The sequence below is a fragment of the Sediminibacterium sp. genome, assembly GCF_030695065.1.
In the GTDB taxonomy this organism is placed as follows: Bacteria; Bacteroidota; Bacteroidia; order Chitinophagales; family Chitinophagaceae; genus Sediminibacterium.
Window position 1 is genome coordinate 106,082 of sequence record NZ_JAUYTR010000005.1, and the last position, 15,828, is coordinate 121,909.

Sequence of the window (15,828 nt, forward strand, 5' to 3'; positions counted from 1 at the left end):
CGCAAGGTAATTACTCTGCTTCATTCTTGAGCATCATTAACAAAGTGTATGCGCCTTTAGTTACAAAGTTGGCCGGTTCCTTTTCGTTTAGTAATATCTCTGTTACCCCGTTCTCTGTTTCTCCAATATTTACTTCAGTTATGAGATACTTTTGTTTAGCCACTTCTTTAAAAACAAAATGCTTGCCTTCATACCTTACTACTGCATCTGCAGGCATGGTGATTGCATTTCGGTTCTTCACTTTAATTTCTGCATTCATGTACGTGCCAGGTATTAACACTTTATCATAGGTTTCAAAATGACAATGCACATCGGTATATCCCTCCGCATTCAAATCTTTACCTATTAATAATACTTCACAATCATACTTTTTATTGGGACTGTTATTGGTATAAGCAATAAGTGGCTGACCAATAAATAGTTTTGAAACATCTTTCTCAAATATTTTCAAAGCCAAATGAATATCTGTAGGATTTACCAACTCGAACATAATTTCTGTTGGAGAAATATATTTGCCAATATTCACATTTACTTTTGTTACATAGCCATCTATTGGAGAATAGATATTGACACTCTTACTAATATTATTTTCGTTTAAATTATTTGGATTAATGCCCACCAATTGTAATTTTTGCGCTAGAGCAGAAACCAAAATCTTTTGTGTTTTAAAATCAGACTCAGACTGTTGCAACATTTTATCGCTGGTTGCTTGACTAGCATTCAATTCTTTTTGTCGGGCAAATTCTTTTTCTAACATCAACTGTTTTACTTTGGCCATTAAAAAGTCTTGCTGCAATTGAATGTATTGTTGATCTTCCATCACTGCTACTATTTCTCCCTTGTTTACATGCATGCCAGGCAATAACTTACTTGTTTTTAAGTAACCGCCCAATGGCACACTAATAGAAACCATATTTTGTGGAGGAACATCTACTTTCCCGTTCACTTTCATTAATGAAGAAAATGGAGTTTCTTGCATTTGACCAACGCTAATAGCAGCATTTTTAAATTGTTCATTGGTTAAGACCAATGTATCTGCGGCTGTAGTTTCGGCAATTGTTTCTTCCGTTTGATTTTTATTAGAACAAGCCACAAAAAATAGGCTGGTAAATAAAATATATAAATAGGTTTTCATAATTATTATTGTTGAATATAATAGGTTAATTGTATAATAGATTCATTTAAGTTTCTTACTGCTTCAGTATAATCACTTCGTACACTGGTTGCCTGATTAATTAATTGTACCCACTCTAAATAGTTGATTAATCCAGCCGACAATTGTTTGTTTGCAGTTTCGGTTATTATTTGTGCGTTTTTTAACCCGGTTTTTTCTAAGTATTGAACGGTAGTTAAATATTTAGAAAACTGCGAAATAGCGGTTTGGTATTCAGTCGTTAGCTGTTGCTTTACTTGCTGGTATTTTGATTCCGCAATTTTTTCTGATAAAGCTGCGCTATTTATTCGGGCTTTTTGTGCCTTTGTAAATAATGGAATGCCCATACCTACCTGCACCGAACTAAATCTTTTACCACTGTAAAAAATATTATCTGCACCTATCCCTCTAATACTTCCATTCAATATTCCCATTGAAAGATCTGGCATTAACTTACTTTTTTCTACTTCAGTACTTGCCAAAGCAATTGACTGTTGCTGAAGCATACTCTGCAATATGGGATGATTACGCAACAATGCTGTATCTAATAAAGAAGAAGGAGTTAAAGGATCGTTGCCAGTTTCGGGCATATAAGCATGCTGTGTATTTAATAAGAGTTGAAATTGCAGTTGCATCATTTCCCCATCTTGCTCTATTTGCTTTAATTGCATTTTTATTTGACCCAATAAAGTTTCAGCACTGGTTTTTTCTAAAATATTAGATTCACCCGTTTTTAATCGCAATGCTGCTTTTTGATAAAATGATGAATACAAACTGTCTGCAAAAAGCAGTAGTTCTTTTTTCTTTTGCAAGTACACCATATTATAATACACTTGCTGAACCTGCTTTTTTAAAAGGGCTTCTTGAATTGCAATATTTAGTACACTACTCTTGAATTCGGCCTCCAATAATTCTTTTTCTCTTTTATACACAGTAGGAAAAGCAATAGACTGGCTTATGCCTATACGAGTATCTGTATAAATACTATTGATTTGCCCTATCTCACCTATGAACGCAGTCTTTGGCAAATTAGCCGCGGTTCCAATTAACATTTGCTGGTACTGCATTTTTAACTGTTCATTTTTTACCAACAAATTATTTTTTAAAGCAGAGTCAACAGCCGCTTTAACAGATATAGGTTGTGCTAAATTGGTTTGCGCCATAGCAATAGTACCGATGAATGAAATCCCTAACAATATTGCGACACCTTTATTGATGGGTAAATTGGCATTAAATCCTTTTTCGAACATCATATATAATACGGGCAATACAAATAAAGTAAGAAATGTGGCTATCAGAAGTCCGCCAATCACAACGGTTGCCAATGGTCTTTGAACCTCGGCACCTGCACCATTGCTTAATGCCATGGGTAGAAATCCTAAGGAAGCTACAAAGGCTGTCATTAAAACAGGCCTCAATCTTAAACTTGTTCCAGTTAATACAATGGTTCTTAAATTATCCATCCCATCATTTTTGAGTCTGTTGAATTCAGCAATTAGTACTATGCCATTTAATACCGCTACACCAAATAAAGCAATAAAGCCAACTCCAGCACTTATACTAAAAGGCATATCTCTTAACGCTAAGAAAAAGATTCCTCCAATTGCAGATAAAGGAATTGCCGAATAAATTAGCAATCCATGTTTAATTGAGTTGAAGGCAAAATAGAGCAATAAAAATATTAGTAACAATGAAACAGGAACAGCAATCATCAATCTGGCTTTTGCCGCATTTAAATTTTCGAAAGCCCCTCCATAAGTAATATAATAACCAACAGGAAATTTCACCTGCTTCTCTATTTTTTGTTGTAACTCTTTTACAATTGTTTCTACATCTCTACCCCTAACATTAAAGCCAATTACAATTCTTCGCTTGGCATCTTCTCTCTGAATTTGGTTAGGTCCATCTTTAATTTCAACTGACGCCAATTGCGAAAGGGGTACTTGAACACCTGAAGGAGTTGGAATTAATAATTGCTGAATGTCTTTGAGGTCTTTTTTCATTTCGCCTTTTATTCGAACAACCAAATCAAATCGCTTTTCACCCTCAAAAAGCAACCCGCTGCTTTGACCTGCAAATGCTGCATTCACCACTTTATTGATGTCTTGTACATTCAAATTGTATTGCGCAATGGTACTTCTATTGTATTCAATTAAAATCTGTGGCATTCCTGTTACCGCTTCTACATAAATACTTTTTGCTCCCTCCACTGTTCCAGCAATTTTTCCGATAGTTGCCGCATAGGCAGCCAATGTATCTAAATTTTCTCCAAAGATTTTGCATACAACGTCTTGCCTTGCACCTGTCATTAATTCATTAAACCGCATTTGAACAGGAAACTGGAAACCAGTAGTTATACCAGGCACAGCAGCCATTGTTACGCCCATTTTATCTGCTAATTCATTAAAGGTTTTGGCAGACGTCCATTCTTCCTTGGGCTTTAAAATTACCATCAAATCACTGGCTTCCATAGGCATAGGATCGGTTGGAACTTCCCCACTTCCTATTTTAGTTACAATCTTTTCAATTTCTGGATATTCTTTAAGTAATAGCGCTGCTGCTTTTTGAGTGCTCTCAACTGTTGTAGTTAAATTACTTCCTGTTAATACCCTCGTATCTATTGCAAAATCTCCTTCTTCTAACGCTGGTATAAATTCTCCGCCCAGTCTACTCAGAATAATTAAAGCAACTACAAATAAACTAATCACAAAACCCAGCACCATTTTGGGAAAGTGTAAAATAAACTCCAACGCTCTTTTGTAGCTACGCTCTAACTTAGCCATAATTTTATCGGACCAAGTTTGTTGATGGGTTATTTTTTTACTTAGAAATACAGCACTCATCATTGGGATATAAGTAAGCGATAAAACAAATGCACCTAGTAATGCAAATGCTACTGTTTGGGCCATTGGTTTAAACATTTTACCCTCTATGCCTTGCAAAGTAAAAATGGGTAAGTACACCACTAAAATGATGATTTGTCCAAACACAGCGCTATTCATCATTTTGCTGGCAGAATGGTTTACTTCTTTATCCATTTGCCCTTGTGTTAACTTATTAACTACACTAAACTTTTTGCTATGGCTTAATTGATGCATTACAGCTTCAACAATAATAACTGCTCCATCTACTATCAATCCAAAATCGAGCGCTCCTAAACTCATCAGGTTTCCACTAACTCCAAATAAGTTCATCATGATTATAGCAAACAACATAGACAATGGAATAACAGATGCCACTATTAATCCTGCTCTTAAATTTCCTAAAAAAACAACCAAAACAAATACCACAATCAATGCCCCTTCTAATAAATTTTTCTCTACGGTTCCAATGGCATTATTCACCATTTTGGTTCTATCTAAAAAAGGTTCAATTACCACTCCCTTAGGCAATGACTTTTGTATTTGTACTATACGTTCTTTTACTTGCTTAATTACGTCATTGCTGTTGGCACCTTTAAGCATCATGACTACAGCCCCAGCTACTTCACCTTTATCATTATAAGTCATAGCCCCGTATCTGGTAGCATGTCCTATTTTTACTTCCGCTACATCTCTAATGAATAAAGGCGTTCCTCCATTGGTTCTTTTGATAGCAATATTTTGGATGTCTTCAATATTACCTAATAGTCCCTCTGTTTTAATAAATAAAACAGTAGGCCCTTTTTCAATATAAGCTCCACCCGTATTTTGGTTATTGGTTTCTAATGCCGTAAAAACATCGGCTATGGTGATATTATAACTTAATAATTTAGAAGGATCTACTTCAACAGAATACTGTTTTAGTTTACCACCAAAACTACTTACTTCCGCTACCCCTTTTACACCTAATAACTGCCGCCTCACTATCCAGTCTTGCATAGTTCTCAGCTCGGTAACATCGTATTGATTTTCGTATCCTTTTTCGGGTCTAATTACATATTGGTATATTTCTCCTAACCCAGTAGACACAGGCCCTAATTGTGGTGTACCAATTCCTGCAGGAATTTGAGATTGAACCTGCAACAATCTTTCAGCTACTTGTTGCCTGGCCCAATAAATATCTGTTTCATCATTAAAAACAATGGTAACCAACGACAATCCAAATCTGGAGAAACTTCTTATTTCTAATAAACCTGAAATATTGTTATTGGCTTGCTCAATAGGAAAAGTTACTAAACGCTCTATATCGGTTGCACCAAAGGAAGGTGCCACAGTAATTACTTGAACCTGGTTATTCGTGATATCGGGAACAGCATCAATTGGAAGTTTGGTTAAATTATACGTTCCATATCCAATGAGGGCAATTACAAATAGCCCAATAATGAGTTTATTCCTTACGGAAAACTCAATAATTTTTGTAAGCATTATAAGTTAATTATGTATAAGTAGATTAGATCTGCCGCTTGTGCAAGACCCCAATTAAATTCTAAAAGCGGATTAACTCATTTTGGGAGGCTGCCAAATATTCACTTGATAAGCAGAAAAAATAAATGCCGGCTTATACAACGACCAAATAATTTGAATGGGCTCATCAGGATACTGTATATCAATTTGGGCATTCAACGGCACAAAAGGGGTTGCAGAAGAAGTGAAAAATTCACCTGCTGTTTTAAAAGGTAGTTGCATATCCCTATCATAGTCTTTGTCTTTTACATTTCCTTGCATGTAATGGATTTGTAAAAATTGGACAGCAGAAATTTGGGGATCTTCTTGTTGATGTTCTAGAAAATGTTGAAATACCACCGGGATTTTCAATAATTCATGCGCTTCTGTAGTAGAACACAGATATATTGATAAAAATAATATGGCTATTCGTTTTCTCAAGTAATTAAAGGTACAACAAATTTAATAATCCGAATAAGTCGTTGAGCGCATTAATTGACTATGAAGCCCCGACATATTGTTTTGGTAAAAAGGCATTTTTGATAACTTTTTCCAAGTTGATGATTCCCCAAAAGCATTCCAATGCTCGTTTCTACTATTTAGGTTATCAAAACTTGTCATATACATCAAATTGGGCATTTTAGACCCAAACAAAACATCTGCATAAAAAACGGCATTAAATTGAAGTTCATTGAAGAGTTTTATTTCACCACCATCATTAAACATATGTACTTTATTAAGGTATTTTTCTTCTGTGGGGCTTTCATAACTTCTTAACTCATAAATTCTTTCCGCTTTTATATTGTTGTTAGTGGGAACTTTCATAAATGGCATCCCTTTAAAGGCTTTTAATAAAAACTGCTCATATCTGTTGTATATTGGTTCTTTATCTGAACTATTTTCATTTAAACTCCACTGAATAGGATTCATCAGTTTATTGATATCTGTTGTACCAACTAATACGAGTATTTGCTTGTCTATTGCGGTATCGTTGGTAATAGGTTTAAATACACCTACTTGTTTAAAGCCGCTTTTATGAAGGGCAGGTAAATATTGTTGCTCAATAAAATTATCCAATGATTTTTCTTGTGAAACAGTTGAAAAATGATAAACGATTAGTTTATAAAATTCTCCTGTTGTAAGAGCAAAGACTTGATTTGCAAATAATAAGATAAAAATGAAGACTAGTTTTTTCATTTAGAATTTTTTAAAAATGTTCTCTATAACAATTAAGGGGATTTATCATGATATTAACAATTAAACACGAAGTTGCAAATAAATTAATTGTCTATTGACAATAAACATTTGGTGCAAAATAAATCAATTGAAGATTTTAATTTTTTTTAATAACTTCAATGTACAAGGAAATATTCTTTTTATGAGAAATAAATCCGCGTATATGAAAAAATCCGATACTCCAATATCAATAGCTGAATCCTATATGGGTTTTGGAACATGGAATTATTCAATAGCTGCCAAAAGCATTGAATGTTCTCAAGGCACTTATGCACTGTTAGGATTTGAAAGTGAAATAAATAATTTAACAACTACTGACTTATTAAAGTTTGTTTCAGAAGATGATTCAAATAAGCTAAAAAACCTATTCAGGAAGGCAATAAAAGAAAAGATTGGATTTGAAAAAGAAATAAAGTTTTTTCAAAAGGGAGGATCTAAAAGAGTAGGAATTTTAAAAGCAGAAATTATAGTTGATGAAACAAATTCTGTTACATCAATTGTAGGTATTTTATATGATATTACAGAGAAAAAAACTAAGGAAAAATTTGAAGTACTAGTAAAAAATGGAGCAGATGCTTCAATTATAATTAATGAAGATTGTATTCCAACTTATATATCTCCTTCAGTTATTAAAATTACTGGCCACACAGAAGAAGAAATCATCAATCAAAAATTAACCAATTTTGTTCATCCAGAAGATTTGAATAAGCTTTTACATAGTTTTCTAATTGCAGAGAAAAAACAAGGTGTAACGATACCTGCAAATTATATTCGAATAAAGAGTCTTAACAATGAATGGATAATATTTGAAATTCAGTTTACCAATCTTCTAAATGACCTAATTATTGAAGGGTTTATTATTAATTTAAGAGACGTCACAAGTAGAGAAAATGCTATAGCAGAACTGCAACTAATGGGCTCTGCTGTTAAAAATATTAGCGAAGCAGTTATAATTGCTGAAGCCGAACCAATGGATTTGTCTGGACCTAAAGTAATATTTGTAAATGATGCATTCTGTAAAATGACTGGTTACACAAGAGAAGAAATTGTAGGCAAATCGCCTAAAATACTTCAAGGACCAAATTCAGATAAAATTGCCATTCAGAACTTAAGTAAAGCAATCAAAAGCTGGCAGAAACATGAAACTACTTTATTAAATTATAAAAAAAATGGTGAAGAATATTGGATCAACTTTAATATTAGCCCTATTAAAAATGACCAGGGGGTATACTCGCATTGGGTAGCAATTGAAAAAGATATAACAGAAAATAAGAAAAGGGAAATTGAAAGAATATTACTCGCAGAGATAAGCAAACTATTCTTAAATAATCAGAATATTAATTATTTATTAACCGAAACACTAAAATTCATTATAGATTCCGTTCAATTTAGTATGGGCGAAATTTGGTTATTAAGTGCAGATAAGAGAAATATTTACATTGCTGCCAATGGCTGTACTGATGAGCAATTAAAAGGGTTTTTTACGGAGACTAGTTACTTTAATAACATTAAAAAAGAGTATGGATTACCTGGCATTGCATGGAAGAATAAAAAGATTGAAATTTGGAAGGATATTACCAACAACCCAAATTTCATAAGAAAAGAAGCAGCCAAGAAATACAATATCGATTTATTAGTTACTATACCATTAATGAGTGGAGACGATGTGATTGGGGTGATGTGCCTTGGGTTAACTAAAGAAAAAATAAATCAACCCATTCCCGAAAAATTATTTCATCAACTAAGTACTTATTTATCAGCTGAAATAATAAGGAAGCAGCAAGAATTACAGTTATATAATATTTTTAATTCTCCGCTCGATATTATACTAATTGCGGGTATAGATGGAGTTATTAAAAAGGTAAATCCTGCAGTAAAACAAATTTTATCTTTCGACCCATCCGAAATAGAGAATTTACCATTTAATCATTTTATTCATCCTGAAGACCAACATCGTTCTTTTAAAGAGGCAGAGAAAATGTTAAGGGGAGAAATGATACCTTATTTTGAAAACAGACTTATCACCAAAACTGGAAATGTAAAATGGATTGCATGGACCTTTAACCCTTCTAAAGCAGACAATCTTGTATATGGAATGGGAAAAGATATTACAGAAAAAAAGGAATTAGAAACATTATTAACTAAATCGAATAGTCTTTCAGGAATTGGTAGTTGGGAATTTAATCTAAATGATAATACTATTTTCTTATCAGATAGAACTAAAGAAATACTTGATATTCCGCTTGATTTTAATGCAAAAGTAGAAAATGGTATTATTAAGTTTAAAGAAGGTAATCAAAGTGAAATAATACAACAACGAATAGAAAAATGTATTGAAGAAGGCACATCTTGGGACGAAGAAGTTTTAATAGAAACAGTGAATGGAAATTGGAAATGGGTTAGAAGTATTGGGGAAGGTGAGTTTTTAAACAACAAGTGTATTAAAGTATATGGTAGTATTCAAGATATAAATGATAGAAAAAGAGTTGAACAAGAAATTATTTCAAGTAACGAAAGGTTCAACTTAGTATCACAAGCCAATAACGATTTAATATGGGAATGGGATATTGTTAAAGGAGAAACTTTTAGGCTGGGTAGTCCGTTTTTCAATAATTTGGGATATACTGGAGATTCTATAAATCAAAACAAAATCAATTGGATAGCCCTTATTCATCCTGAGGATATTGATAAAGTTGAGATGAAGAGAAATCATATTTTTGAAAATACTAAAGAAACTTATTGGGAAGATCAATATAGATTTAAAAAAGCTGATGGCAGCTATGCCTATGTTTATGATAGAGGGTTTATTGTAAGGCATAGTAATGGAAAAGCTATTAAAATGATTGGCTCTACTCAGAATATAAGTAAATTAAAACAATCAGAAATTAAGTTAGAAGAGTTAAACAATCAGCTGTTAAGCCAAGCAAAAGAAATTTCAGCATCTGAAAAACGATACAGCGAATTATTTCACTTGAGCCCACTTCCTATGTGGGTGTATGATATTGATTCGCTTCAGTTTTTAGAAGTGAATAAAGCGGCATTAAAACATTATGGTTATACAGAAAAAGAGTTTTTAAATATGACCATAAAAGACATTAGGCCAAAAGAGGATATTCCATATTTAGAATCACAATTAAAAATTACTCGTAAGCATTCTACGGAATATATATCTGGAACTTTTAGACATATTAAGAAAAATGGAGAAATAATCACTGTTGAAGTTCAGAGTAACTATATTTCTTATAGTGGAAAAAACGCAAGAGTAATCTTGATTAATGATATAACAGAACGCCTTGAATATATCAATACTATTGAAACCAAAAATCAAGAACTACAACATATAGCCTGGTTGCAATCACACGTCATTCGTGCCCCAGTTGCAAAAATCATGGGTATTATGCATATACTTGATCAAGTAGAAATAGACGAACTAGAAAAACTTAGCTTACAGAACGATTTAGTTAAAAGTGCGCAAGAATTAGATACAGTTATTCATGATATTGCAAACAAAACCCATGCTGCCAGGTTGAAATAAAATACTTATTCCAATTCCAATTGAAATACTGTATTAATTGGGTCCTGCTGAATATTCTTTAAGTAGACAAAAACCCCTTCATTTACTTGCTTGAACGAGACATTTTCACCCTTTGAGAACAAACGAGTCCATTTTACTTTGCCAGCAGTATATGGAACAAAAATATATTCTGCATTTACCTGTTTAAGTAAGTGCACAAATATGCTTTTCCCTTTTGCTGTAAACACGCCCCATTCTTGGGTTGGAATAATATTGCCTCTGGTTCCCTGAATAGCAGTTGCATATTGCTGCATCCAATTCCCCAATAATTTTAGGGTATCAATATTTTCAGACTGAATTTTTCCGTTAGGCATTGGACCTACATTCAATAAGAAATTGGTATTGAGTGATGCTGCTTTTACTAAATAATGAACTAAGTCTTTTACCGACTTATGCGCATGGTCGGTAATATTAAACCCCCATGAATTATTCATGGTTTCACAGGTTTCTAATGGCAATTGATCAGATGGCTTTTGAAAACTCAACCCTGTATGGTTTTGACCGGGTAAATCTTTTTCAAACATCTGAAAGTCTTCTCCTGGTATTGGATCTAAGTGATGATTATTACCAATTAAACAGGCAGGCTGCAATTGATGAATCAATTCATAAATTTCGTTGTACTTCCAATCTATTCTTGAGCTTCTATCTTTTGAGCCTTCTGGATTGGTTTGGTCCCAGTGCCCATCAAACCAAATAGACATAATATCTCCATAGTTAGTCAATAGTTCGGTCAGTTGTGCTTTCATAAACTTCAAATAAGAGGCATAGTTTCCTCCAGACTTTCTTCCAGTGCCTTGACCTGTTCTACCTGTTGCATAGGGATAGTCTTCTCTATACCAATCTAAAGTAGAATAGTACAATCCCAATTGCATCCCTTGTTTTTTACACTCTTCTGCCAATTGTTTTAATACATCTTTCCCATAAGGCGTATTGGTTATTTTCCAATCAGTTTGCTTTGTATCCCAATTAGAAAAGCCATCATGGTGTCTAGTAATAAATACAACATATTTCATTCCAGCCGACTTTGCTGCGCCTACCCATTCTGCTGCATTAAACTGAGAAGGATAAAATGTTTCTTTTAAAAGTGTATAATCTTTTACTTTGATATTTCTATTCTGCATGATCCATTCACCTGCACCCAACATACTCGAAACACCCCAATGAACAAACATCCCAAAACGATTGTCTTGAAATTTATTTCTCGCATCTAAATTTTGAGGCGTAGGTTGATAAGTTTGACCTACTACATTTACACAAGTAGAGAATAGTACAAGCAATATGGATATCCTGATCATAATACAAATTTTTTAAAAGCCAGTTCATGTTCCATTAATCTATCTAATAATACCGTTTGATTAATGGCCCTGACTAAATTGTGATTTTTATAAAGAATCTGATAGTATTGATCATTGTTAAAATAATCTGTTAGAAATCGGATGGCTTGCATATAAATCATAAACTGTGCAGCATAAAAGAAATAGGTTTTCTCAACAGCAGTTAATTCATTTTTCATTTCTTTATAATAGCCATCTACTATTGCATAATAGAAAGATGGTCTAATAATTATCTTACTAATATCTTCTTCGTTCTCTGAAACTGGGCACAAGTAGGTTCGCATCATATCGCCTACATCACTGATAAAATAACCTGGCATTAAGGTATCCAAATCAATAATACAAACAGCGTTGTTGTCATTGTTAAACAATACGTTACTAATTTTAGTGTCGTGATGAGTAACTCTTTTTTTAAAAGCAGGGTTTTGGGTAATTGCTTCGTATTGTTTTACGAGATAATCTAATTTAACCAAACGATTAATAAGCGATTGTTCCTCTTTTACTCTTTCAGCATTCCCATGCTGAATTGAATCTACAAATTGCTTGTAACGAAAAGATAAATCATGGAAATGTGGTATGGTCACTTTTAATTCAGCAACATTAAATCCTCCCAAATGCGCAGTAAATCTTCCAAACTGTTCTGCTGCTTCAAACGCTTGCTTTGTGTCTTCCACCACATTAATAGTATGGGTTCCAGCAATAAAAGGGAATAATCTATAATAGCCCTTTGAAGGAATATGAACCAGCTCTGATCCGTCCAAAGAAAGAATAGGTGCTGGGAATAAATAATGCTGAAAATTTTTCTTTAAATACTGTGCAATAGCTGCAATATTATGGTGTATGTTTTCGGGACTTGCAAAAACATGATCATTGATTCTTTGCAGAATATAATTTCCTTTCGTAGATTTTACCTTCCAAGTACTATTAATAATTCCACTGGTGATTGGTTCTACCACTGAATCAGAAGGCAAGCCAAATGCTGTTAAAACAGTAATCATTAATATTGATCATTTAAAGCAAAAACGGGTTTTCTGAACATCCATTGACCTCCTGTAAAATCTGGGAATTCTACCGTTTGATTTCCTAGTTCAATAGATAATTCACTCAATGGTGTTATAGCACTCCAAGCTGCAGCATCATATACATCCATTGGAGTTGGTGTTTGGTTTTTAATAGACTCAATAAAAGCATGTATAACAAAAAAGTCCATTCCTCCATGCCCTGCTCCTGCTGTTTCTTTACTCCATCTTACCCATAAAGGATGATCGTATTTATCAAACCATTCTTTTTGAGATTCCCATTGATGTGGCTTGGCAGATTTACCTTCTATATAAACAGATTTATTCAAATCCATCCAAATACCTTCTGTTCCCTGAACCCTAAATCCTAAGGAATATGGTCTGGGCAAATTGGTATCGTGCTGTAATAAAATGGTTTCCCCATTATTGCAGTCAATAGATGTAGTTACTACATCTCCTAATTTAAATTTTACTTTTGCATTGGGGTGATTAGGACCACCTTTCTTAACTACATAGTCGTGAAGCCCTTTTGCTTTTGATGAAAATGAACACAACGATAAGAATCGATTGCCTCTATTGATATTAATATAATGGGCAATTGGCCCTATGCCATGTGTAGGATACAAATCTCCATCTCTATATACGGAGTGAGTGGTTCTCCATGAAGCTTCTGAAAATCCTTTTTCACCAAACTCTACTCCTCCGCCGTAAGGACGCACGCCATCATTAAACTTCACTTCTCTTAAATCGTGCTGGTATCCGCCTTGTAAATGAATGAGCTCACCAAATAAACCCTGACGTACCATATTTAAAGCTGCCATCACGTCTCTTCTATAACAAACATTTTCGAGCATCATTACTTGCCCCTTGTATTGTTCTGCTGCTTTTACTACATCCCAATGATCTTGTAAAGTGATTCCCAACATTACTTCGGTTGCAACATATTTAATACCTGCTTGCAAAGAATCAATAATCATTTCCTTATGTAATTCCCAAGGAGTTGCAATTACCACTCCTTCTGGTTTTTCCTTAACAATCATTTCTTTCCATGCCTGGGTATTGCCTGTATACACTTTAGGCATTTTTTTTCCTGCTTTCTCTATCATTGCTTTGGCAGCCGAAAGCATTTTATCGTTGATATCGCAAATAGCTGTTAAGTCTACATCTTCTCTGCGCAACAAAAGATCTAAGTGGTTTTGTCCACGAAGGCCAGTTCCAATAAGCACAACTTTTACCTTGGTGGCAGTTGTTTTTGCCATTAACATAGAAGTAGACAGCATGAAGGCACTAGATGCCATTGCTGATTTTTGAATAAAATTCTTTCGATTCATGATGCCGCAATTTTGAGCATTTGAATGTACGTAGAATATATGAAAGCTTATAAGTGAATTACAATTTTATCTAGCAGTGCTTTCCCATTCAGCATAGGAATCACTGGTTTCATAAATCTTTAGTTTTCTTAATTTGATTTCAGACGGAAGTTCAGCTAATAATACATTGCGTATGTAGAGCAAGATATTTTCTGCTGTGGGTTCCATTTCCCAAATGATTAAATTTTCTGATGCAGCAGCATGAGGGTGTTCCGCTAAAAAGTCATTTGATAAAATCAATCGATGATCTAATTGCTCAACTATTATTCTATTGACTATTTTTTTAAGGTCTTTAAAGTCTATTACAAAACCTGGTTTGGGTAAATAAGCCATATCATCAGCATCTGAACCTACGGTTACATGTAAAACATATGAATGCCCATGAATATTTTTGCAATGTCCATTGTAGCCATGAATGGCATGGGCTGTTTCAAATCTGAATATTTTAGTTACCTGTATCATTTGGCAAAAATACAGTATTATAATAACTCCCAATTTGTTCCCCTTGTTTTTGTCCGTTTTCAATGGCTGCGCGATAATGAATTCCACCATACATTCTACTCATACTTACTTCATTGGCAGCAGCTTTAATAGATGGAAATGATCTTTTCATTCCAAGGTATTTTAATTCGGTAGTGTCATTAAATGAAGTATTCTTACCATAAGCTTCCGATAATACCGTAGCGGCTGCAGCAGAAATAACACTGTGTCCGCTAGTATACTCTGGGAATGGGGGTGTTTGCAAATAAGGATTCCATTCCGATTCTAAATTTTCCCTAATTACCGTAATTGGTCTTACAGTTTTACTTGTAAATTTTTCTTCCCAGGTTGATATGAAGCCATCAAAAATGGCTAAAGATGTTAAAGCATATGTTTTTGCAACTTCTACTTCGCTCTTTTTAGATTGATTAGCAAGAATTGCAGTTATTCCCATCCAATGCCCTACTGGTGTTGTTTTTTTATTTGCATAAGTTAAATGGCCTTTGTGTTCAGAAACAAATGGATTGTCATCCCAATAACGGGCTATTGTTTTTTGCTCTTCGGTTAAGGTCTTACTCATTGTCAATAACTCATTAACCTCTTTATAATAAAGACTATTTGGCTGCATAGAGAAAGCAGGTGGTCTTACTGGTTTAAACTGTGCTGCAGAATCTAATAGCATTGGTTTAATGTATCTCCAATTGGGTTCAATTGCTTCTTCATAATCTGGAGGTGTTTGTTGCCAGATGCCTGTCTCTTTTAATACACTGAATTTAGGCATGCCTCTTGTAATTTTATACCCGTCTTTTGATGCACGTTCTAAAACAACAGCGGCTACTTTTTCTCCCCAAGCAATTGATGCTGTTTGAATTTCAGTTTCAAGATGTGAAAAATTTTCTATTAGCAAAGACCTGCTTTTTAGAATACTGTCTTTAGAAAAAACCAATGCCTCTGCCACTTTCATGAAAGCAATACCTGCAGAAAATGGATAATCAATCTTCAGTGATGTATCTGTTTGATTGATACTCGAAAATCCTTTCAATTTAGGAAGCAGACTTTCATAACCTGAATTCATTGACCGAAGGGCTTCATAAAAAGCCAAATTGCTGTATGCGTACATTCGTCCCGCAACAGGTGGATTGTTAATATCGTAAACAATCACATCAGTTAGTTGCTGAACACAAAAATTTTGCAGTTCTGCTCCTGAATAATTGTTGTTTGATTTGCTTTTACAACTAATGATCGCAGTTATTAGTAACCCTAAAAACAAAATGTAATTTTTTATTTTTCCTTTCATA

At 33.9% G+C, this 15,828-nt stretch carries 10 protein-coding genes; 1 reads left to right on the plus strand and 9 read right to left on the minus strand.

Annotated elements, in window-relative coordinates; all coding sequences use genetic code 11:
- Window positions 1–10: 10 nt before the first annotated feature.
- The 4 genes from Q8S25_RS00445 to Q8S25_RS00460 all read right to left on the minus strand — a co-directional run bounded on the left by Q8S25_RS00445 (window position 11) and on the right by Q8S25_RS00460 (window position 6,714).
- A complete protein-coding gene (locus tag Q8S25_RS00445; RefSeq protein WP_305533776.1) occupies window positions 11–1,135 on the minus strand; it encodes an efflux RND transporter periplasmic adaptor subunit in 1,125 nt (374 codons plus the stop codon).
- 5 nt (window positions 1,136–1,140) lie between these two features.
- Entirely contained in the window at window positions 1,141–5,499 is a 4,359-nt protein-coding gene (locus Q8S25_RS00450; RefSeq protein ID WP_305533778.1) for a CusA/CzcA family heavy metal efflux RND transporter, read from the minus strand.
- A gap of 72 nt (window positions 5,500–5,571) precedes the next feature.
- Entirely contained in the window at window positions 5,572–5,958 is a 387-nt protein-coding gene (locus tag Q8S25_RS00455; RefSeq protein ID WP_305533780.1) for a hypothetical protein, read from the minus strand.
- A gap of 21 nt (window positions 5,959–5,979) precedes the next feature.
- Window positions 5,980–6,714: an NIPSNAP family protein gene (locus Q8S25_RS00460; RefSeq protein ID WP_305533782.1), complete on the minus strand. Its 735-nt coding sequence runs from the start codon at window positions 6,712–6,714 to the stop codon at window positions 5,980–5,982.
- 202 nt (window positions 6,715–6,916) lie between these two features.
- On the opposite strand from Q8S25_RS00460, the gene Q8S25_RS00465 reads away from it, so the two are divergent.
- Window positions 6,917–10,288 carry a PAS domain S-box protein gene (locus Q8S25_RS00465; protein ID WP_305533784.1) on the plus strand — a complete coding sequence of 1,124 codons (3,372 nt, stop codon included), beginning with the start codon at window positions 6,917–6,919 and terminating at the stop codon, window positions 10,286–10,288.
- Between the two features lie 5 nt (window positions 10,289–10,293).
- Here Q8S25_RS00465 and Q8S25_RS00470 read toward each other — a convergent pair whose 3' ends face one another.
- The 5 genes from Q8S25_RS00470 to Q8S25_RS00490 all read right to left on the minus strand — a co-directional run bounded on the left by Q8S25_RS00470 (window position 10,294) and on the right by Q8S25_RS00490 (window position 15,827).
- Window positions 10,294–11,622, minus strand: a complete 1,329-nt coding sequence (locus Q8S25_RS00470; protein WP_305533786.1) for an alpha-L-fucosidase — start codon at window positions 11,620–11,622, stop codon at window positions 10,294–10,296.
- A complete protein-coding gene (locus Q8S25_RS00475; protein WP_305533788.1) occupies window positions 11,619–12,659 on the minus strand; it encodes a phosphotransferase enzyme family protein in 1,041 nt (346 codons plus the stop codon). Before Q8S25_RS00475 ends, Q8S25_RS00470 begins: the two co-directional genes overlap by 4 nt.
- Window positions 12,659–14,011 carry a Gfo/Idh/MocA family protein gene (locus tag Q8S25_RS00480; RefSeq protein ID WP_305533790.1) on the minus strand — a complete coding sequence of 451 codons (1,353 nt, stop codon included), beginning with the start codon at window positions 14,009–14,011 and terminating at the stop codon, window positions 12,659–12,661. Before Q8S25_RS00480 ends, Q8S25_RS00475 begins: the two co-directional genes overlap by 1 nt.
- Window positions 14,012–14,077: 66 nt before the next feature.
- Window positions 14,078–14,512: a 6-carboxytetrahydropterin synthase gene (locus tag Q8S25_RS00485; protein WP_305533792.1), complete on the minus strand. Its 435-nt coding sequence runs from the start codon at window positions 14,510–14,512 to the stop codon at window positions 14,078–14,080.
- Window positions 14,496–15,827, minus strand: a complete 1,332-nt coding sequence (locus tag Q8S25_RS00490; protein WP_305533794.1) for a vanadium-dependent haloperoxidase — start codon at window positions 15,825–15,827, stop codon at window positions 14,496–14,498. Before Q8S25_RS00490 ends, Q8S25_RS00485 begins: the two co-directional genes overlap by 17 nt.
- Between the last annotated feature and the right edge of the window lies 1 nt (window position 15,828).

Excerpts from the sequence above, each read along its gene's own strand:
- Q8S25_RS00465 (WP_305533784.1), top strand. The coding sequence starts at position 6,917 with ATGAAAAAATCCGATACTCCAATATCAATAGCTGAATCCTATATGGGT.
- Q8S25_RS00490 (WP_305533794.1), bottom strand. The coding sequence starts at position 15,827 with ATGAAAGGAAAAATAAAAAATTACATTTTGTTTTTAGGGTTACTAATA.
- Q8S25_RS00480 (WP_305533790.1), bottom strand. The coding sequence starts at position 14,011 with ATGAATCGAAAGAATTTTATTCAAAAATCAGCAATGGCATCTAGTGCC.
- Q8S25_RS00445 (WP_305533776.1), bottom strand. The coding sequence starts at position 1,135 with ATGAAAACCTATTTATATATTTTATTTACCAGCCTATTTTTTGTGGCT.
- Q8S25_RS00460 (WP_305533782.1), bottom strand. The coding sequence starts at position 6,714 with ATGAAAAAACTAGTCTTCATTTTTATCTTATTATTTGCAAATCAAGTC.
- Q8S25_RS00485 (WP_305533792.1), bottom strand. The coding sequence starts at position 14,512 with ATGATACAGGTAACTAAAATATTCAGATTTGAAACAGCCCATGCCATT.
- Q8S25_RS00470 (WP_305533786.1), bottom strand. The coding sequence starts at position 11,622 with ATGATCAGGATATCCATATTGCTTGTACTATTCTCTACTTGTGTAAAT.
- Q8S25_RS00450 (WP_305533778.1), bottom strand. The coding sequence starts at position 5,499 with ATGCTTACAAAAATTATTGAGTTTTCCGTAAGGAATAAACTCATTATT.
- Q8S25_RS00475 (WP_305533788.1), bottom strand. The coding sequence starts at position 12,659 with ATGATTACTGTTTTAACAGCATTTGGCTTGCCTTCTGATTCAGTGGTA.